Origin of the sequence: Hydrogenophaga sp., from assembly GCF_030656115.1 — a bacterium.
Classification (GTDB): domain Bacteria; phylum Pseudomonadota; class Gammaproteobacteria; order Burkholderiales; family Burkholderiaceae_C; genus Hydrogenophaga.
This window is the reverse complement of sequence record NZ_JAUSOO010000041.1, coordinates 1-18,668: the sequence shown is the minus strand read 5'-3', so window position 1 is coordinate 18,668 and position 18,668 is coordinate 1. Positions and strand designations below refer to the sequence as shown.

20 protein-coding genes are annotated in these 18,668 nt (G+C 63.6%); 5 read left to right on the top strand and 15 right to left on the bottom strand.

Translation table 11 applies throughout. The annotated features are described in order from the left end of the window. Positions 1-239 precede the first annotated feature (239 nt). The 8 genes from Q7J58_RS05650 to Q7J58_RS05615 form a co-directional block, all read right to left on the bottom strand. Positions 240-1,502 carry an NAD(P)/FAD-dependent oxidoreductase gene (locus Q7J58_RS05650; protein ID WP_304824640.1) on the bottom strand — a complete coding sequence of 421 codons (1,263 nt, stop codon included), beginning with the start codon at positions 1,500-1,502 and terminating at the stop codon, positions 240-242. Positions 1,503-1,509: 7 nt separating this feature from the next. Beyond that, positions 1,510-1,788, bottom strand: a complete 279-nt coding sequence (locus tag Q7J58_RS05645; RefSeq protein WP_304824637.1) for a c-type cytochrome — start codon at positions 1,786-1,788, stop codon at positions 1,510-1,512. A 307-nt stretch (positions 1,789-2,095) separates the two neighbouring features. Beyond that, complete coding sequence (locus Q7J58_RS05640) at positions 2,096-2,398, bottom strand: transcriptional regulator (protein ID WP_304824634.1); 303 nt, start codon at positions 2,396-2,398, stop codon at positions 2,096-2,098. A 14-nt stretch (positions 2,399-2,412) separates the two neighbouring features. Beyond that, on the bottom strand, positions 2,413-3,375 hold the full coding sequence (locus Q7J58_RS05635; protein WP_304824632.1) for a sodium-dependent bicarbonate transport family permease: 963 nt from the start codon (positions 3,373-3,375) through the stop codon (positions 2,413-2,415). 112 nt (positions 3,376-3,487) lie between these two features. Continuing rightward, positions 3,488-4,297 (bottom strand): SDR family oxidoreductase, encoded by an 810-nt coding sequence (locus Q7J58_RS05630; protein ID WP_304824629.1) that lies wholly within the window; start codon positions 4,295-4,297, stop codon positions 3,488-3,490. A gap of 31 nt (positions 4,298-4,328) precedes the next feature. Continuing rightward, positions 4,329-4,904, bottom strand: a complete 576-nt coding sequence (gene lptC, locus Q7J58_RS05625; protein WP_304824626.1) for an LPS export ABC transporter periplasmic protein LptC — start codon at positions 4,902-4,904, stop codon at positions 4,329-4,331. Between the two features lie 86 nt (positions 4,905-4,990). Further along, positions 4,991-5,557 (bottom strand): HAD family hydrolase, encoded by a 567-nt coding sequence (locus Q7J58_RS05620; protein WP_304824623.1) that lies wholly within the window; start codon positions 5,555-5,557, stop codon positions 4,991-4,993. Positions 5,558-5,685: 128 nt separating this feature from the next. Then, positions 5,686-6,684, bottom strand: a complete 999-nt coding sequence (locus Q7J58_RS05615; protein ID WP_304824621.1) for a KpsF/GutQ family sugar-phosphate isomerase — start codon at positions 6,682-6,684, stop codon at positions 5,686-5,688. 79 nt (positions 6,685-6,763) lie between these two features. Here Q7J58_RS05615 and Q7J58_RS05610 point away from each other — a divergent pair, with 79 nt between their 5' ends. From Q7J58_RS05610 to Q7J58_RS05600, 3 genes are all read left to right on the top strand, one after another. Then, entirely contained in the window at positions 6,764-8,749 is a 1,986-nt protein-coding gene (locus tag Q7J58_RS05610; RefSeq protein WP_304824619.1) for a cation:proton antiporter, read from the top strand. Between the two features lie 124 nt (positions 8,750-8,873). Next, positions 8,874-9,836, top strand: coding sequence for an MBL fold metallo-hydrolase (locus Q7J58_RS05605; RefSeq protein WP_304824616.1), 963 nt, complete (start codon positions 8,874-8,876; stop codon positions 9,834-9,836). Between the two features lie 94 nt (positions 9,837-9,930). Beyond that, the gene (locus Q7J58_RS05600; protein ID WP_304824613.1) at positions 9,931-10,476 is read left to right on the top strand and encodes an adenine phosphoribosyltransferase; all 546 of its coding nucleotides are present in this window, start codon (positions 9,931-9,933) and stop codon (positions 10,474-10,476) included. A 43-nt stretch (positions 10,477-10,519) separates the two neighbouring features. On the opposite strand, the gene Q7J58_RS05595 is transcribed toward Q7J58_RS05600, so the two are convergent. The 7 genes from Q7J58_RS05595 to rpmH form a co-directional block, all read right to left on the bottom strand. After that, on the bottom strand, positions 10,520-11,185 hold the full coding sequence (locus Q7J58_RS05595; RefSeq protein WP_304824610.1) for a hypothetical protein: 666 nt from the start codon (positions 11,183-11,185) through the stop codon (positions 10,520-10,522). 96 nt (positions 11,186-11,281) lie between these two features. Next, the gene (locus Q7J58_RS05590) at positions 11,282-11,809 is read right to left on the bottom strand and encodes a cyclic nucleotide-binding domain-containing protein (protein WP_336623473.1); all 528 of its coding nucleotides are present in this window, start codon (positions 11,807-11,809) and stop codon (positions 11,282-11,284) included. Between the two features lie 71 nt (positions 11,810-11,880). Further along, the gene (mnmE, locus tag Q7J58_RS05585) at positions 11,881-13,314 is read right to left on the bottom strand and encodes a tRNA uridine-5-carboxymethylaminomethyl(34) synthesis GTPase MnmE (protein WP_304824608.1); all 1,434 of its coding nucleotides are present in this window, start codon (positions 13,312-13,314) and stop codon (positions 11,881-11,883) included. A 76-nt stretch (positions 13,315-13,390) separates the two neighbouring features. Beyond that, on the bottom strand, positions 13,391-15,106 hold the full coding sequence (yidC, locus tag Q7J58_RS05580; RefSeq protein ID WP_304824605.1) for a membrane protein insertase YidC: 1,716 nt from the start codon (positions 15,104-15,106) through the stop codon (positions 13,391-13,393). Continuing rightward, complete coding sequence (gene yidD, locus Q7J58_RS05575; RefSeq protein WP_304824603.1) at positions 15,103-15,390, bottom strand: membrane protein insertion efficiency factor YidD; 288 nt, start codon at positions 15,388-15,390, stop codon at positions 15,103-15,105. The genes yidC and yidD overlap by 4 nt, the downstream gene beginning before the upstream one ends. Next, positions 15,380-15,823, bottom strand: a complete 444-nt coding sequence (rnpA, locus tag Q7J58_RS05570; RefSeq protein WP_304824643.1) for a ribonuclease P protein component — start codon at positions 15,821-15,823, stop codon at positions 15,380-15,382. The genes yidD and rnpA overlap by 11 nt, the downstream gene beginning before the upstream one ends. Before the next feature lie 70 nt (positions 15,824-15,893). Further along, the gene (rpmH, locus tag Q7J58_RS05565) at positions 15,894-16,028 is read right to left on the bottom strand and encodes a 50S ribosomal protein L34 (protein ID WP_066096666.1); all 135 of its coding nucleotides are present in this window, start codon (positions 16,026-16,028) and stop codon (positions 15,894-15,896) included. Positions 16,029-16,246: 218 nt separating this feature from the next. Here rpmH and dnaA point away from each other — a divergent pair, with 218 nt between their 5' ends. Then, the gene (gene dnaA / locus Q7J58_RS05560; RefSeq protein WP_304824601.1) at positions 16,247-17,653 is read left to right on the top strand and encodes a chromosomal replication initiator protein DnaA; all 1,407 of its coding nucleotides are present in this window, start codon (positions 16,247-16,249) and stop codon (positions 17,651-17,653) included. Between the two features lie 184 nt (positions 17,654-17,837). Further along, positions 17,838-18,668, top strand: an 831-nt coding sequence (gene dnaN, locus Q7J58_RS05555; protein WP_304824599.1) for a DNA polymerase III subunit beta, incomplete at its 3' end; no start/stop codon positions are given.

Here is an 18,668-nt window from a genome sequence, read left to right as displayed (position 1 = left end):
GCTGACCGTTGCGTACTTTGACGGGCTGGGGTTACCAAGACTGTCCTGACCTCAAACTCTCGAACCGCCCGGTGCGGACCCGCATGCCGGGTGGTGTGGCAGGGGTGCAGCCGATAATGGCTGCCCCCTATGCCGATGGTGAACCTGGGCACGTTGAGGGTCGGGTTGTTGGCCTTAACTTTGAACGTATTTTCGATGGCGTAGGGGTCGCCAACACATTCCAAGGCAGCATGGAACCATCAGTCCAAGGTGTCGTTCATGATGTTGGTGGCCCAGGCCATGGCATAAATCGCTTCCATGGTGCTGGGTTGCTCAGACATGCCGCCTGCGCCGGGAGCTGGCACCATAATTTTTTTGCTGGCGTCGTATCGGTACACCCCAGCCACATGGATCACCTCGCTCTGCGACACAAAGCTGTAGCACGTGTTGGCAATAATGGGTTCTGTGGGCACGGCCATGCCCAACGACTGTGCCGCAATGGCGCCTGCGCACACCTTGGCTTGTTGGTTCGCCATGTGTCCCGACTTGGGCATACCGGGCGACCCCGCTATGGAATCACCCAGCACATACACGCCCCGGGTCACGGCCGATTCGTAGCTCAAAAAATCCACGCCGCACCACCGGTTGCCCACATTGGCCAGACCGCTGTTGCGCGCAATGGCACCGGCCCGCTGGGGTGGAATCACATTGATGACGTGTGCTTTGACCTTGCCTTGCAATTCGAATTCGAGAATGCCTGCCTGGGTATCCACGCCTTTGAGGTCGGCATTCGGCACGTATTGAATGCGCTCGCCGTAGCGGCTTTTCCAGACCGCCTCAAACAAGCCCTTCTTGGCCTGGATTTCAGGATTGGCGTCGAACACCAGCAATTTGGCTTTGGGTTTGCTGGCCTGAAGATAGTGCGCGATGAGGCTGGCGCGTTCGTAGGGTCCAGGTGGGCAGCGGTACGGTACTTTGGGAATGGTCATGGCCACCACACCCTCTTCGGGCATGGCTTGAAGCATATTGCGCAGCTGCTGCGTCTGCTCACCCGCCTTCCAGGCATGCGGCACGCGAGCCTGTTGGGCGGATGTGCTCATTCCCTCGATACCGTCGTAGACATAGTCCACGCCCGGCGAGATGATCAGCCGGTCGTAGGGAATGCGCTCCGTGCCAACGCGCACTTCGCGCGCGGACAGGTCAATGTTGTCGGCTCGGGAGCGCACCCAACGCAAGCCATTGTTGGCGACGAAACGGCTGTAGGGACGGGAGATGTCGCGCAGTTGCAAGCCGCCGTGAATGACCCGGTTGCTCATGGGACACATAACGAATTCACCCGCGGGCTCCACCAAGCTCACCTGCAAAGCAGGATTGAAGCGACGCAAATAACGGGCGGCGGTGGCACCGCCAAAACCACCGCCAATGATGACCACCCGCTCGCCCGTTTGGGCCGCAAGGTGCGGCGCTGCGATGCTTGCGCTGGTGGCCAGGCCGGCCTTGAGAAAAATGCGTCTTGAGCTCATGCGGATCTCACTTCAGGCGGGAGAAATACTCGGCGATACGCCCCAGCTCGTCGTCGCTGTAACCCTTGGCATGCTGGTGCATGATGGTGGCGGGCAATTGGCCACTTTTGTAAGCCAGCAGTTTGCGCAGAAGGTCTGGACGCCCGCCAATGGCCATGCCAGCGCCTTCGGCGCGGCCATCGGGGCCGTGGCAGGCCATGCAGCTGGCGGCCCACAGCGACACCTGAAAAGCGGCGGGATCCGTGCTTGGCGCTTGTGCCAGAGCGCTCACGGGATAAGCGGTCAACAGCAGCGCCAAACGTTGGGCAGCTGTCACCAACCGGTTGGGCTGACGAATCAAAGGCGGCTTGTGCATCACGACCATATGGACTCCAGGTAGGCGCTTGAATGCCTGCATGATGCACCACCGCATGTGCATGTCAAGCCGCTGCAGCATGTGGGGCTGGAGCCGTGATCGCGAGAATCGGCTCCCGCGGGAACGGTTTGGATACGGCTTCGTTTTGGCCGGATGGACCGCCGACGCGCTCCCCATCCGACCGGCTGCCAAGGGCCGCAGCCGTTCAGGACGCGCACCGCGTGCAGCCGCTGCAAGCTCAGAATTTTTCGGCCCGCACCACGTCCACGCTGGAGAAAAACAGGGTCAGGCTGTAGTGCGGTGCGTAGGTGGCGAGCACGTGGCGGGCTATGGCGTCGGCCACTTCGGCGGTGCAGATGAGCTTCATCTCGATGCTGCGGTCGGCCTCCCACAGGGCTTCGCGCGTGCTCAGGCGGCTGCCGCCGCGCACATCGTGCACGGTGTGGCCTTGTGCCCCCAGGCGCTGGCTGTCGGCCACCAGCCGCTTTTCGATGGCGGCTTCGGTGATGATGACCAGCAGGGTTCGGGTGTGTTTTTCCATGGCGGGTGCAGACGTCAGGCGAACAGGTTTTGGAGCCAGCGCGCCAGCTCAAGGTACAGCGGCACACCCAGCACGATGTTGAACGGAAAGGTGAGGCCCAGCGCGGCGGTGATGGACAGGGCCGCGTTGGCCTCGGGCACGGCCATGCGCATGGCCGTGGGCGCGGCGATGTAACTGGCACTGGCCGCCAGCGTGGCCATGATGGCCACCCCACCGGTGCTCAGGCCCAGCACGATCCCGGTGAGCGCGCCACCCACCGCCAGCAGCGGCGGTGCCATGAGCGCAAAACCAATGATGCGCACGCCGTAACGGCGCAATTCGCCCAGGCGCCCGCCCGCCACCAAACCCAGCTCCAGCAGGAACAGCGCGAGCACACCCTTGAAGGGGGCCATGAACACGGGAGCAATGGGGGCGGTGCCGGCTTCGCCCATGACGGCGCCAATGATCAAACCCCCGGCGAGCAACAGCACCGATTTGCCAAAGAACACGTCGTGCCCCAGCTCGCCCCAGTTGATGCGGGTCTGGGTGCCGCCCGGCGCCGCTGGCGCACCCAGCCGCGCCAGCAGAATGCCGGCCACGATGCCCGGCGCCTCCATGATGGCGACCCACAGCGCCGCATGGGCTTCGGTTTCAACGCCCTGCGCGGCCAGGTAGGCACTGGCCACGGCGAAGGTGACGACGCTGACCGAGCCGTAGTGCGCGGCCATGGCGGCGGCATCAACCCGGCTCAAGCCCAGGGCACGCAAGACCGGCGTGAGCACAAACGGAATGGCAAACCCCAGCGCCATGCAGGCCAGCATCTGGGGCAAGAGGTCCAGCAAGGGCTGCTTGCTCAGCTCGATGCCGCCCTTCAGGCCAATGGCCAGCAGCAGGTAGATGGACAGCGTCTCGTACAAGGCTTCTGGCAAGCGCAGGTCGCTCTTGACCAGGCGGGCAAACACGCCCAACAGAAAGAAAAGCACCACCACATCAATCATGGCATGCACTCCAGGAAAGATGCGGGGCCTGCGCAGGCGGGTGGCCGTGGTCCAAGGGGGTGTCAGGGATCATGGACGCCGATTGTGCGCGATACGGCTGCACCTGCGCCGGTTATGGGGCGGCTTGGGGACCTTGCCGGTGCTTGCGCGGGCGCCCCGACATCAGGCGGTCGAACAGCGGGTTGGGCAGCAGGCGCAGCAGCTTGGCCACCACGCCCATTTGCCAGGGAATCACCTGGTAACTGGTGCGCGCCTCAATCGCATCGAAGGCGCGGTCTGCAAAAGCTTCGGCGCTCATCAAAAACGGCATGCTGTAACGGTTTTTTTGGGTCAGCGGCGTGTCCACATACCCCGGCAGCAGGGTGACCACCGCCACACCGCTGCCGCGCAGTTCACCGCGCAAGCTTTCGCAGTAAGCCACCACGGCGGCCTTGCTCGCGCAGTAGGCGCCGTGACCGGGCAGGCCGCGTATGGCGGCCACGCTGGCAATGCCCACCAGCGCGCCGCTGCCCCGTGCGGTCATGGGCGTCACGAAGGGGTGAAAGGTGGCCGCCAGCCCGGTGTTGTTGATCGCGAAGGTGCGGGCCTTGACATGGATGTCGTCGGGCTCGGCCGTGTCCATACCGATGCTCACACCGGCGTTGGCGATGACCACGTCGGGCACACCCTGCGTGGCCAGGCAGGCGTGGCCCACAGCCACAATGCTGTCCACCTCGGCCACGTCAGCCCCGTAGACACGGCAACGCTCAGGGCCCATACCCTGCGCATCGGCCCAGGCCTGCATGTCGGCGGTGCGCCGGGCCACCAGCGCCAGACGGTAGCCGGCGCGGGCAAAGCGGGCGGCCAGCGCCTGGCCGATGCCGCTGGATGCGCCGGTGATGAAAACCAAAGGGGCTTGATGGGGCGCAGAGGTGGCTGGCATGGACGCGGTTTCCGATACGGCTGGCGCTGGTTCAGCGCGGGGAGAGCCAGGCCTTGACCCGACCCTTGAACAGGGCCACCCGGTCATCGCCCTGGTAATCGAGCGAGTCGGCGTTGATGCGGTCGTTGCCGCGCACCACGGTCACCGGGCGGTCCGACAAGAGCCGCTGCGGCTGCGTGAACACGTGCAGCAATTCGCCGCGAAATTCCAGCCGGGGCAGCACCGATCCGTCGGCGTTGCGACCGGCCTCGCGCACCACCACCGCATCGCCTTCCAGCACAAACTCGGTCTGCGCGCCGTTGCTGATGACGCGTTGGGCGGTGGCGGTGGTGAGCAAGCCGCCGGCCTGTAACGAGCGGATGCGGGCCTGGTCGATTTCCACGGTATCGGTGTCGGGGTGGTGGCGCGCTTCGGCACCGTGGATTTCGCTTTTCAACACACCGTCCGCATCAAACACCTTGACGGAAAAACGGCGCATGAAATAGTCGGGCTCGTGCGTGACCGGGCGATCGGGCGTGGGCAGCGCCGCCTCGGGCGTGGCGCGCAGCAACCAGTAAGAGGCCAGCGCGATCAGGCCCATGAGCAGCACGGGCAGGTAAATCGACACCTGGTCCCAGAGGCGCCTGGGCCGCCGGGTTACCGACCGGCCCCCCGCCGCAGCAGGGCTGAGTGGTTGCAATGGCGTGGGGCCGTTCACCGGGCTGCGGCCTCAAGTTCGCCTGCGTAGGCACCGCTGGCCACCAGCAGCAGGTCGCAGAGTTCGCGCACCGCGCCAGCGCCGGGCAGGCGTTGGGTCACCACATGGGCCAGCGCCAACACTTCGGCATGGGCGGTGGGCGGCGCGCAGGCCAGTGCGGCACGGCGCAGCATGGGCAGGTCGGGCCAGTCGTCGCCCATGGCGGCCGCGGCCGACCAGTCCAGCCCCAGTTCGGCCAGGATGGCCTCGGCCGCCGGGCGCTTGTCTTCGGTGCCGTAGCGCACATGCACCACGCCCAGTGCCTCCAGGCGCTTGCGCAGGGCGGCCGAGTCGCGTCCGGTCACCACCGCCGGCGTGATGCCGGCGCGTTGCAGCAGCTTCAGACCGTGGCCGTCCAGTGTGTGAAAACGCTTGATGGTTTCACCCGCTTCGGTGAAATACAGCCCACCGTCGGTGAGCACACCGTCCACGTCAAAAAACACCACGCGCACCGGCTGCGCACGCAGGAGCAACTCGGGGTCGAAGTTCAGCACGGGGCGCAATGGTGGAAGATCAAGAGACATGGAGCAATGCTAACCGGGGACAAGGGACTTCCGCATGAAGTGACTTCAACCCAGGGCGCAGCGGAACTGGCTTTGCCAGGCCGCCAGCGCCGTCCCCCAGTGGGAAGCCGCACAGCGGCGCAGGGGGGTTAAATCACCTTGGCACGCATCAGATCGTTGCTGTTGAGTGCACCGCACAGCCGGCCCGCCTCGTCCACCACCAGCACGCTGGTGATGCGGCTGGCCTCCATGAGGCCGGCGGCTTCGACCGCCAGGGCGTCGGCCCGCACGGTGCGGGGGGTGGCGTGCATCACGTCGCGCGCGGTGAGGGCGCGCAGGTCGGCGCTGCTGCCGGTTTTTTCGATCAAACGGCGCAGGTCGCCGTCGGTGAAGATGCCCAGCACCCGCTCATCCGCATCCACGATGGCACTCATGCCCAGGCCTTTGGCGCTGATCTCGCGCATGAGCGTCATCAGGTCGGCATCGAGCGGCACGCGGGGTACGTCGACGCCCGCGCGCATCACGTCGCTCACATGCGTGAGCAGCTTGCGCCCGAGCGCGCCGCCTGGGTGGGAGCGGGCAAAGTCGTCGGGCTTGAAGCCGCGCGCGTCGAGCAGGGCCACGGCCAGCGCGTCGCCCATGGCGAGCTGGGCGGTGGTGCTGGCGGTGGGGGCCAGGTTGTGCGGGCAGGCTTCTTTTTCCACTGACGCGTCGAGCACCACGTCGGCGTGGCGGCCCAGGCTGGACTGCGGCCGCCCGGTGAGTGCCACCAAGGGCACGCCCATGCGCTTGATGAGCGGCAACAGCACGGTGAGCTCTTCGCTTTCGCCGCTGTTGCTGATGCCCAGCACCACGTCGGCAGCGGTGATCATGCCCAGGTCGCCGTGGCTGGCCTCGGCCGGGTGCACAAACATGGCGGGGGTGCCGGTGGAAGCCAGCGTAGCGGCAATCTTGCGGCCAATGTGGCCGCTCTTGCCCATGCCCATCACGACCACACGGCCCTGGCTGTTGAGCACCAGCGCGGTGGCTTGGGCAAACGCGTCGCCCAGGCGCTCGGCCATGGCGGTCACGGCCATGGCCTCGATGGTCAGGGTCTCAATGGCCAGTGCCTGCGCGCGCGCAGGGTCAAACGGGGTGGGGGAACGCATCGAACGATTATCGCCGTCGCACCGCGCAGGCGCCCAGCGGCACGGGTGAAAGGCCTCCCTCGCCCGTTAACATTCAGGCATGAATTCGCTCGACATCACGCTCTTGTACCTGCTGGCCGCCGTGCTGGGTGTGGTGGCCTGCCGCCAGTTCAAGCTGCCACCGATGCTGGGCTACCTGGTGGTGGGCGTGGTCATTGGCCCGCATGCTTTGGCCTTGGCGCAAAACTCCAGCGGCGTGCGCTACCTGGCCGAATTTGGCGTGGTGTTTCTCATGTTTGTGATCGGGCTGGAATTCAGTCTGCCCAAGCTGCGCAGCATGAAACGCCATGTGTTCGGGCTGGGTCTGTCGCAGGTGCTGCTGACGGTGCTGATCACCACCGGCGCCTCGCTGGGCCTGACTTTGTTGCTGCCCACCTGGTGGAAGGTGTCGTGGCAGATCGCGCTGGCGCTGGGCGGCGTGATGGCCATGAGCAGCACCGCCATCGTGATCAAACTCATGGCCGAGCGGCTGGAACTGGAGTCTGAGCACGGCAAACGGGTCGTGGGCATTCTGCTGTTTCAAGACTTGGCCGTGGTGCCCTTGCTGGTGCTCATCCCGGCCCTGGCGTCGGCGCCCGAAAACCTGCTGCCCGCCCTGGGGCTGGCGCTGGTGAAGGCCGTGGTGCTGCTGGGCGTGTTGCTCACCGGCGGCCAGCGGGTGATGCGCTGGTGGCTCACGCTGGTGGCGCGGCAAAAGAGCGACGAACTGTTCATGCTCAACTTGCTGCTCATCACCCTGGGCCTGGCCTGGCTGACTGAACATGCCGGTCTGTCGCTGGCGCTGGGCGCCTTTGTGGCGGGCATGCTGATTTCTGAAACCGAATACAAGCACCAGGTGGAAACCGACATCCGTCCGTTTCACGACGTGTTGCTCGGCCTGTTTTTCATCACCATCGGCATGATGCTGGACTGGTGGCTGGTGATTGAACGCTGGCCGCTGGTGCTGCTGTTGCTGACCCTGTCGCTGGCTTTCAAGCTCGCGCTCATCACCGGTCTCACCCGCCTGTTTGGGGCCAGCACCGGCGTCTCGTTGCGCGTGGGGCTGTACCTGGCGCAGGGCGGCGAATTTGGCCTGGTGCTGCTGACGCTGGCCGGGCAAAACAACCTGGTGCCGCCCGCGCTGTTCAACCCGATTTTGGCGTCCATGGTGATCTCCATGCTGGCCACGCCGTTCATCATTCTGTACACCAACACCATCGTGACCCGGCTGGTGGGCAGCGACTGGCTGATGCAGTCGGTGCAAATGACCAGCATCGCGCGCAAGGCCATCAACGCCGACAAGCACGTCATCATCTGTGGCTACGGCCGTTGCGGCCAAAACCTGGCGCGCTTGCTGGAGGCTGAGGGCATTCCGTACATGGCGCTCGACCTCGACCCCGACCGTGTGCGCCAGGCCGCCGCCGCCGGGCATTCGGTGGTGTACGGCGACGCCGCACGCCTGCAGGCGCTCATGGCCGCTGGCCTGCACCGCGCCAGCGCGGTGGTGGTGACCTACCTGGACACGCCCAGCGCGCTCAAGGTGCTGCATCACACCCACGAACAGGCGGTGAACGTGCCGGTGGTGGTGCGCACGGTGGACGACACCGACCTGGAAAAACTGCGCCACGCCGGCGCCACCGAAGTGGTGCCCGAAGCCATTGAAGCCAGCCTGATGCTGGCCAGCCACGCGCTGGCGCTGGTGGGCGTGCCCATGCGCCGCGTGATCCGGGTGGTGCAAGACCAGCGCGACGCGCGCTACAACCTGCTGCGCGGCTACTTCCATGGCGCGGGCGACGAAAGCCTGGACGAAATGGACCAGGAACGCCTGCACACCGTGACCCTGCCCGCCGCCGGCCGCACGGTCGGCAAAACGCTGGGCAGCCTGGCACTGGGCACCGTGGGCGTGCGGCTGGTGAGCCTGCGCCGGGCCGACGGTCTGCCGAGCGCGTTCAGCGACGATTCGGTGCTGGGTGGCGGCGATATTCTGGTGCTCAGCGGCAAGGCGCCGGCGCTGGCCCTGGCTGAAGACAAGTTGCTGTCGGGCTGATCGGCAGGGCACCCGGTCCAGTACCAATTCCCTGTTGTCTGGGCGGTTAAGCGGAACGATGAGTGTGCAAGGTGACTGATCAGTCTGTATGCTCCGCTCACCCCAACCTCCCTGGAGCAGCAACATGATGGATCGCCGCCTTTTCCTCGGTGCCGGTATCGCCGGCGCCTCTGCACTCACGTTTTCGTCGGTGTGGTCGCAAAGCACGCCCAATTTCGGTGCGCCGGTGTTGCCCGAGGTCGGCTTTCGGCGCATGAAGCTCGGTGCCATGGACATCATTGCGCTCAACGATGGCGCCCTGCGCCGCCCGCTGGGTGAAGAGTTTGTGCGCAACGCGCCGCTCGAACAGGTGAAAGCCCTGCTGGCTTCACAAAACCTGCCCACCGACTACGTGGACATTCCTTTCACCGCGTTCCTGGTGGTCAGTGGCAACACGAAGTTCCTGATCGACACCGGCTTTGCCGACAACGGCCCGCCCACCACGGGCAAGCTGCGCGCCAACCTGGCCGCCGCAGGCTACAAGCCAGAAGACATCAACCACGTCATCATCAGCCACTACCACGGCGACCACATCAACGGCTTGCGCGCCAAAGACGGTTCGCTGGTGTACCCCAACGCCAAGGTGCATGTGCCCGCGCCCGAGCACGCGTACTGGATGGACGACGCGCGCATGGAAGCCGCGCCACCCGCCATGAAAGGCGCGTTCCAGGCCGTGCGCCGCACCATTGGCAGCTTGCCAGCCAGCCAGCTGGTGGTGTTTGAACCGGGTGCAGAGCTCGCCCCTGGCATCACGTCGTCGGCTGCCTTTGGTCACACGCCCGGCATGAGCGTGTTCACCATCCGCTCCGAAGGTCAGTCGTTCATGTATGTGGCCGACGTGGTCAACGTGCCATCGCTGTTTGCGCGCAGCCCCGAGTGGGCCGTGGCCTTCGACATGGACGCCGAGATGGCCAAGCAGACGCGCCGCCGCGTGTTTGACATGTTGGTGAAAGAAAAAACCGTGGCCGGTGGTTTCCATTTCCCGTTCCCGGCGTTTGGCACCCTGGAAACCGCCGGCAACGGCTACCAGTTCAAGCCCATGGCCTGATCTGGCGTTTGGCGCACCGTCCCAACCACGGTTCTCAACCGGGGTTTTTTCATGGGCGGGGCGATAATGAAAGCCGCTACACGGACCCAACGCCATGGACACTTCTGCTTACCTGAAATCCCACATCCGCACCGTGCCCGACTGGCCCGCGCCAGGCGTGCAGTTTCGCGACATCACGCCGCTGCTGCAGGACCCCAAGGTGTTCCGCGTGCTGATCGACGTGTTCGTGCACCGCTACATGGACCCTGCACTGCGGCCCACCGTGGTGGCCGGGCTGGACGCGCGCGGTTTCATCATCGGCTCGGTGCTGGCGTACGAACTGGGCGTGGGCTTCGTGCCGATTCGCAAAAAAGGCAAGCTGCCGTTCACGACCGTGCAGGAAACCTACGAACTCGAATACGGCAGTGCCACCGTGGAACTGCACACCGACGCCGTGAAGCCGGGTGACCGCGTGGTGCTGATCGACGACCTGATCGCCACCGGCGGCACCATGATGGCCGGCTGCCGGCTGCTGGAAAAGCTGGGTGCCGAGGTTATGGAAGGTGCTGCCATCGTCGATCTGCCCGAGCTGGGCGGCTCCGACAAGCTGCGCGCATCGGGTCTCAAGCTGTTTACGCTGCTGGACTTCGCCGGGCACTGAGAGGCTGAGAGTCTTTGGCTGGCAACCAGCAGGTGAGCAACAGTCAGAGTTTGCCGTACTGGGTCTCGCTCAGTGCAGAAAAGTCGCTGTGTGACTCCGGTACAGGCAAAAGCGCTTCGTCTCCAGGTCGATCCTGCCGAGCCTGCGGCTCTGCACTTTGCAAAGCTCGCTGAAAGGCATCCACCTCCTCGCGCGCCACAGGTTGTGTCCGGGCATGCAATGCGGTGGCGGTGGCGGTGGCGGTGGCGGTGGCGGTGGACGCAGACGGATCGCGCCGTATTTGAACCGCCACCGCCGACTTGAGAGCGGTACCGCGCTGGTCGGATGCCGCTTTTCGGCGCCAGTAGACCGATCGAACCACCATGCTGTGGCGCGACTCAGCGCTGGACTGAATCCACCGTTCGATCTCCAGCAGGTACTCATCAGACATCAACTCGGCTGGAAGAGCCAAATCGATCAATACCAGAAAACTGTCACCATTGACGTCCAGCGTCAACACCTTGAACTCGTAACTGGTAGACAGCACACCACCGCGAATCAGGGATTCACGCACCACCGAAAACAACTGTTCGCGCCGCAAAATACGTCGACTGCGGCGTGGCGAAATCACCGGCAATGTACTCTGCACAAAAGCACGTCGAGCGCGCGCAGCGCCCGAGGTATTTATCGGAACAAGTGTTTTGGCTTTCAGCCAGGCAAACAAGGACATAAGCAATTCTTCCGCAGAAAGACGCGGGCCGTGGATGAAGTAGGTTGAAAAGGCGGTGGGGTGAAACCGTAAAGCCAACGCGCAGCACCCAGGGGCTCAGGTCACCGCCACACGCTTGGGTTTGTTTTGCATGCGACGTGCCAGCACCGAGGCCATCGCCAGAGTCAATTCAAGAGCCACATCGGGGTGGCGCACAGACAGCTCGCGAAAACGCAAGGGATTCATGCACCAAAGCCTGCTGTCGGACCCTGCCTGCACGGTGGCGCTCCGCGGAAGATGGCTGAAAAAAGCACCTTCACCCAGTACAGAACCTGGGCCCACCATGGCAATTCGAATGCGAGACCGGGTATCTTGGTAATGCACGGTGAAGCTTCCGCTTTCGACAAAATACACGGTGCGTTCTTTGGTCCCTTGGTCAATCAGGATGTGGCCTTGAGTCAGGCTGAGCGGCTGCAGGTAATGGGCCAAGGTACTCCATTGGCCTTCGTTCAGGGTCAGAGGCAAAGCGTCCAACGCATTGCAATGGCGAACAGCCTGCACCAAACATTGAATATCGTAGCGCAACGCTGCCGAAGAGAGTGCATCCATCCCTATAAGATAACCGCGGCCAGTCGCTGTATGCAAGGCGTTTTTTATACCGTTTGACAACCGCACTCCCAACGGCGGTCAAGCAACGCTAGGCGGCACGCTGCGCCTCACTTGCCGATGCAAAAACGCGAAAAAATTTCGCCCAGCAAATCGTCGGCGGTGAATTCACCGGTGATTTCACCTAGTGCATGCTGCGCCAGCCGGAGCTCTTCGGCCAGCAAATCCAGATGCTCGGCGCCCAGCGCCAGCAGCGCGTGCGCGCCATCTAGGTGCACGCCCACCCGTTTAAGCGCTTGCAGGTGGCGCTCACGGGCCATAAACAGCCCGTCGCCAGCGTGTTGCCACCCCGCCAAGGCCAGCAGGCGCTGGCGCAGGGCCTCCAGTCCGTCGCCGCTTTTGGCCGACAAGGCCAGTTCGCCGGCCTGCAGGCGTTCGGCCAACGCGGCGCTGGCGCCCACCGGGCACTGGTCCAGCTTGTTCCACACCTGCAACACCGCCACACCAGCGGGCAGCGCAGCGCTCAAGTGGGCGGCAATGGCGGCGTCTGCACCCTGGTATTCCGTGGTGTCGCTGCGGGTCAGGTCGTGCAAAAACAGCACCGCATCGGCCCGCTCAATCTGACCCCAGGCACGTTGAATGCCGATTTTCTCCACCTCATCCACATCCGGGCTGTCGCGCAAGCCGGCGGTGTCGATCACGTGCAGCGGCACGCCTTCAATCTGGATGGTTTGCTGTACCACGTCGCGCGTGGTGCCCGCAATCGGTGTCACGATGGCCAGTTCGGCGCCGGCCAGGGCGTTGAGCAGCGAGCTCTTGCCCGCGTTGGGCTGGCCCGCGATCACCACCTTGAGGCCGTCGCGCAGCAACGCGCCCTGGCGGGCCTGGCCCTGCACATCGGCCAGTGCGCCGCGCAGGCGTTGCAACTGGCCCATGGCGTCGGCCTTTTGCAAAAAGTCGATGTCTTCCTCGGGAAAATCCAGTGTCGCCTCCACCAGCATGCGCAGGTGAATCAAGGCGTCGCGCAGTGTGTGGATGCGCACCGAAAACACCCCGGCCAGGGAGCGCGAGGCGCTGCGCGCCGCGGCTTCGGTGCTGGCGTCGATCAAATCGGCCACGGCCTCCGCCTGCGCCAGGTCGAGCTTGTCGTTCAGAAACGCGCGCTCGGTGAACTCGCCTGGACGCGCAGGACGCAGTCCCGCCAGCAGCGGTTGGCCAGCGGCGGTGGCCGACTGCGCCACCGCCAGGCACCGCGCCAACAGCAGCTGCAGCACCACCGGCCCGCCGTGGCCTTGCAGTTCCAGCACATCTTCACCGGTGTACGAATGCGGGCCCGGAAACCACAGCGCCAGACCATGGTCGATCGGTTGGCCCTGCTCGTCGGCCAGTGGCAGGTAGGTGGCTTCTCGGGGCTTCAGATCGCGGCCCAGCAGCGCTTGCACAAACGGCTGCAAGCCCCGGCCGGACACGCGCACGATGCCCACAGCGCCCCGCCCGGGCGCAGTGGCTATGGCGGCAATGGGATCGGTTGGTGCACTGAGCATGGGGCGTATTCCTCGGCCGACGGTGGGTCAGAAACACCAAGGGCCGCTTGCGCGGCCCTCAGCGGGAGCTTGTGCCTTACTTGGCGGTGGGCTTGCCTTTGAACAGGTCAAAAGGCAGCGTGAATTTCAGCGGCACGCCCATGCGGTTGTTGATGAACGACTGCTGCGCAATGGTCAACACGTTGTTCGTGATCCAGTAGAGCACCAGGCCCGAGGGGAAGAAGAAGAACATGACCGAGAACATCAGCGGCATCATCCACATCAGCTTGGCCTGCAGCGGATCGGGCGGCAGCGGGTTCAGCGCGGTCTGGATCATGGTGGTCACGGCCATCACCACCGGCAAGATGAAGTACGGATCGGGTGACGACAGGTCGGTGATCCAGCCCAGCCAGGGCGCGTTGCGCATTTCCACGCTGGACAGCAGCACCCAGTACAGCGCAATGAACACCGGGATCTGGATCAGGATGGGGAAGCAGCCACCCAGCGGGTTGACCTTCTCTTCCCGGTACATCTTCATCATTTCCTGCTGCATCTGCTGCGGGTTTCCTTTGAGGCGCTCGCGCATTTCCATGATGCGCGGGTTGATCGCCTTCATCTTGGCCATGCTTTTGTAGGCGCTGGCGTTGAGCCAGTAGAACGCCGCCTTGATCAGCACCACCAGCAGCACAATGGCCCAGCCCCAGTTCTGCACGAAGCCATGGATCTTCTCCAGCAACCAGTACAGCGGCTTGGCCAAAATGGTGAGCCAGCCGTAGTCTTTCACCAGCTCCAGGCCGGGGGTGATCGTTTCCAGCACCTTCTCTTCTTGCGGACCGACAAACAGGCGGGCCTGCACACTTTGGGTCTGGCCCGGTGCCACGGCGGGCAGTGCCGTGATGGCGCCCACGGCGTACAGGTTGTTGTCGATCTTGCGGGCAAAGTTGTCGCGCGCCACACCATCACCCAGTACCCAGGCGCTGGCAAAGTAGTGCTGCACCATGGCCACGTAGCCATTGGTGGCGGTTTTCTCGAAATCGGCCTTGTTCTTCTCGATGTCGGCGAATTCGACCTTCTGGTATTTCTGCGCCTCGGTGTAGACGGCCGGGCCGGTGAAGGTGGAATAAAACGGCGTTTCGCTGCTGAGCTTGTTGCCGTCGCGCACCAGTTGCAGGTAGAGCTGCGGACTCACGGGCTGGTCGCTGTTGTTGACCACGTCGTGCTGCACCGTCATGTCGTAGCGGCCACGCGTGAGTGTGTAGGTCTTGACCAGCTTCACGCCGCTCACCTCGGCCGACTCAAAGCGCACCTGCAGCTCGTTCTGGCCATCGGCCAGCGCTGTGGCGCCAGGCACCAGCGTCATGGGGGTCTTGTGGGTCGGGAAGCTGCCGCCAATCAAGCCGCTCTGCGCCACATAGGTGTTGGTGGCACTCTGCGTCAACAGGGTAAACGGCTTGTCTTCCTGGTCCTCGCTGGAGCCGGTGGCTTCAGCGTGTTGGAACAGTTGGGCGTCAATGACCGAACCGCCTTCGCTGTTGAACACCAGCTTGAGCACGTCGGTGCTGACCTCATGGCGCACCGCCGCAGCGACTGGCGCACCCGCAGGCGCTTCACCGCTCGCAGCAGCCGAACCCACCGCAGCCGGTAGGCTGGCGTCTACCGCAGGCGCCTGGCCAGCCACCGGGGCGGGCGCTGTCACGGCAGAAGCCGGAAAGAAAGTGGGCTTCTGGCCGTTGTGGATCTGCCACTTGTCCCAGATCAGGACCATCGAAAGACCAAAAACCACCCACAGGATGGATCGACGGATGTCATTCATGACGGGTTCTTCTTTTCTGAGGGGGGTGAAATCAGACGGGAAAACAGGGCAGGTGCGGTTTCGGGAACCGCGTCAAAGCCACCATCGCACCAGGGATGGCAGCGGCCCAGCCGCTTGAGCGTGAGGTAGCTGCCCGCCAGCGCGCCATGACGCTCCAGCGCACCCAGAGCATAGACAGAACACGAGGGCTCGAAACGGCAACTGCTGCCCAACGCAGGGCTGAGCAGCAGGCGGTAGCCCTTGACCAAGCCCACAAGGCCTTGGCGTGGCCAGTCAGACAGCATGGGACCGCTCCGGCGAAATGGGCGCGCAAGGGCTCGGCACCTGTGCAACAGGCACCTTGGGAGCCACCCGGTCCAGCAAGTGGTTCAACTCCGCCCGCACCGCGCGCTTCAAAGCGTCGGATGTGGCGCTCACAAACTGCTTGCGGCTGAATTCGGTGCGCAGACGAACGACCAACGCCGCTTGCGGCAGCTGAGGGGCTTTTTCGCGAGCGGCTTCGTAAATCTGGCGACGGATGGCGTTGCGCGTAACCGCACGACGCGCCCAGCGCTTGGGCAGGAGTACACCCAACCAAACATCGGTCACAGGAAAAAGCGCCCGACCTTCGTGGGCGGCATCTAAAGCCACACGGTGCAAGGCGAAGTGGGGGGTTTTGGCCACAAGGGCACCCGCCATGACGGCTTGAAATTGCTGCCGGGACTTGAGCCGCTGCACCACTGCTGAACCCTCAGGGCCTGTCAGTGGGTGCGCCGGGCTGGCCGGCAGCGGCACAGCACGTGCGGGCTCAGACGGCCAGACGCTTGCGGCCCTTGGCACGGCGAGCGTTGATCACGGCACGGCCACCACGGGTTTTCATGCGGACGAGGAAGCCGTGGGTGCGGGCGCGTTTGATCTTGGAAGGCTGGTAAGTGCGTTTCATGGTGCTCAGTAAAAATCGGGGAAACCCGCAATTGTCGCAAAGAAACCTGACGTGGGCAAGCTTTTGCAGGTATATCTCGCCACAACAAGGCGCACCCGTGGGTTTTGCTGGGTCAGCACCAGAGCCCTCAGCTTGTGGATAAGTGGCCTCACACACTACAATCAACGGTCTGCCCCGAGCCATTTGTCCACAATAACAGCGTACCCGCCATCTCCAGCATGACCGAGGGCATCACCCCAGACATTTCCCCCACCGACGCCCAGTCTCTATGGCACTCTTGCCTGGACGTACTGGCCCAAGAAATCCCGGAGCAACAGTTCAATACCTGGATTCGCCCCCTGTCTGCCACCGTTGCTGTCGACCGCAGCAAGGTGGTGGTGTCGGTGGCCAACCGGTTCAAACTCGACTGGATCCGCGCCCAATACGCCACCCGCATCACCGTGCTGATGGAGGCCTTGAACGGCGCCCCAGTCAATCTGGAGTTGGTGCTCGCTCCGCGCGAAGGACCCAGCCGCACGTCACCTGCACCACGCTCGGTACAAGAACAGGTGCTGGCCGAGTTGCCCGACTTGGCGCCGGTGGAGGTGATCAGCCCCAGCGCACCCAAGACCCGGTTGAACCCGGCGCTGACGTTTTCCACATTGGTGGAAGGCTCGGCCAACCGCATGGCCCGCGCTGCTGCCATGCACGTGGCCGGCAGCCTGGGCCAGCTGTACAACCCGCTGTTCATTTACGGTGGCGTGGGCCTGGGCAAAACCCACTTGGTGCATGCCATTGGCAACCATTTGCTGGCCGATCGTCCACAGGCCAAGGTGTTGTACATCCACGCTGAGCAATTCGTCTCGGACGTGGTGAAGGCTTACCAGCGCAAAACCTTTGACGAATTCAAAGAGCGTTACCACTCGCTGGACCTGCTGCTGATCGACGATGTGCAGTTTTTCGCCAACAAAGAGCGCACCCAAGAGGAATTCTTCAATGCGTTTGAGGCCCTGCTGGCGCGCAAGTCGCACATCGTGTTGACCAGCGACACCTACCCCAAGGGCCTGGCGGACATCCATGAGCGTTTGGTTTCGCGCTTCGATTCGGGTCTGACCGTCGCCATCGAGCCGCCCGAGCTGGAAATGCGGGTCGCAATTTTGATCAACAAGGCCGCTGTAGAACACGCGGTGATGCCCGAAGAGGTGGCGTTTTTTGTGGCAAAAAACGTGCGCTCCAACGTGCGCGAACTGGAAGGCGCGCTGCGCAAAATTTTGGCGTATTCGCGGTTCAACCAAAAGGAGATATCCATCCAATTGGCGCGCGATGCACTGAAAGACCTGCTGTCGATCCAGAACCGGCAGATTTCGGTGGAAAACATCCAGAAAACCGTGGCCGACTATTACAAGATCAAGGTCGCGGACATGTACAGCAAGAAGCGCCCGGCCAGCATTGCCCGCCCGCGCCAGATTGCGATGTTCCTTGCCAAGGAGTTGACCCAAAAAAGCCTGCCAGAAATCGGCGAACTGTTTGGCGGACGCGACCACACCACGGTGTTGCACGCGGTACGCAAAATTGGCGCTGAGCGCCAGCAAAACACCGAGCTCAATCAACAGCTGCATGTGCTGGAACAGACCCTCAAGGGGTGAGCTGCGTGGCGCGGCGCACTGCCGTGGACAGCCTCCGCAACACGGCAGCCCAGGCACTTCAACTGTTTTCAGGACGGGTGCTGCAAAAAGGCGAAAATGGCGGGATTCTGACCCTTGCCGATTCCCATACGAGCCGGGTGACGGAACCCGGCCACCGAGTTAACCAGAGACGAAAGAGTCTGACATGATCGTTTTGAAATCGACCCAGGACAAGGTTTTGGCTGCGCTGCAGTCGGTTGCCGGCATCGTCGAGCGCCGCCATACCTTGCCCATCCTGGCCAACGTGTTGTTGCGCAAAACCGGCTCGGCATTGCAACTGACCACCAGCGACCTGGAAATCCAGATCCGCACCACCGCGCAACTGGACGGTGACGAAGGCAACTTTGCCACCACCCTGGGCGCTCGCAAACTGATCGACATTCTGCGCACCATGCCGGGGGACCAGACGGTCAGCCTTGAATCCAGCGCAGGCAAGCTTATTCTGAAGGGTGGAAAAAGCCGCTTCACGCTGCAGAGCATGCCACCCGAAGACTTCCCGCTGGTGCAGGAGTCGGCCACCTTCGGCCCAGCCTTCAGCGTGCCGCAGAAAACGCTGAAAAGCCTGCTCGGCCAGGTGTCGTTTGCCATGGCGGTGCACGACATTCGTTATTACCTGAACGGCATCTTGTTTGTGGCCGAAGGCCCGCAGTTGAGCCTGGTGGCCACCGATGGGCACCGTTTGGCCTTTGCCAGTGCCACGCTGGACGTGGAAGTGCCCAAACAAGAAGTGATCTTGCCGCGCAAGACGGTGCTGGAACTGCAGCGCCTGTTGAGCGACAAGGAAGGCGCGATCGAAATGCAGTTCGCGGCCAACCAGGCCAAGTTCAGCTTTGACGGCATGGAATTCGTCACCAAGCTGGTCGAGGGCAAGTTCCCCGACTACAACCGCGTGATCCCCAAAAACCACAAGAACAGCATCACCCTGGGCCGCGCCCCGCTGCTGGCCAGCCTGCAGCGCACGGCCATCATGACCAGC

Coding starts and splice junctions, on each gene's coding strand:
- Q7J58_RS05650 (WP_304824640.1), bottom strand. CDS start 1,502: ATGAGCTCAAGACGCATTTTTCTCAAGGCCGGCCTGGCCACCAGCGCA.
- rpmH (WP_066096666.1), bottom strand. CDS start 16,028: ATGAAACGCACTTACCAGCCTTCCAAGATCAAACGCGCCCGCACCCAC.
- Q7J58_RS05610 (WP_304824619.1), top strand. CDS start 6,764: ATGAATTCGCTCGACATCACGCTCTTGTACCTGCTGGCCGCCGTGCTG.
- Q7J58_RS05620 (WP_304824623.1), bottom strand. CDS start 5,557: ATGTCTCTTGATCTTCCACCATTGCGCCCCGTGCTGAACTTCGACCCC.
- yidC (WP_304824605.1), bottom strand. CDS start 15,106: ATGAATGACATCCGTCGATCCATCCTGTGGGTGGTTTTTGGTCTTTCG.
- Q7J58_RS05640 (WP_304824634.1), bottom strand. CDS start 2,398: ATGGAAAAACACACCCGAACCCTGCTGGTCATCATCACCGAAGCCGCC.
- Q7J58_RS05605 (WP_304824616.1), top strand. CDS start 8,874: ATGATGGATCGCCGCCTTTTCCTCGGTGCCGGTATCGCCGGCGCCTCT.
- yidD (WP_304824603.1), bottom strand. CDS start 15,390: ATGCTGTCTGACTGGCCACGCCAAGGCCTTGTGGGCTTGGTCAAGGGC.
- Q7J58_RS05630 (WP_304824629.1), bottom strand. CDS start 4,297: ATGCCAGCCACCTCTGCGCCCCATCAAGCCCCTTTGGTTTTCATCACC.
- Q7J58_RS05600 (WP_304824613.1), top strand. CDS start 9,931: ATGGACACTTCTGCTTACCTGAAATCCCACATCCGCACCGTGCCCGAC.
- mnmE (WP_304824608.1), bottom strand. CDS start 13,314: ATGCTCAGTGCACCAACCGATCCCATTGCCGCCATAGCCACTGCGCCC.
- dnaA (WP_304824601.1), top strand. CDS start 16,247: ATGACCGAGGGCATCACCCCAGACATTTCCCCCACCGACGCCCAGTCT.
- Q7J58_RS05615 (WP_304824621.1), bottom strand. CDS start 6,684: ATGCGTTCCCCCACCCCGTTTGACCCTGCGCGCGCGCAGGCACTGGCC.
- Q7J58_RS05595 (WP_304824610.1), bottom strand. CDS start 11,185: ATGTCCTTGTTTGCCTGGCTGAAAGCCAAAACACTTGTTCCGATAAAT.
- Q7J58_RS05635 (WP_304824632.1), bottom strand. CDS start 3,375: ATGATTGATGTGGTGGTGCTTTTCTTTCTGTTGGGCGTGTTTGCCCGC.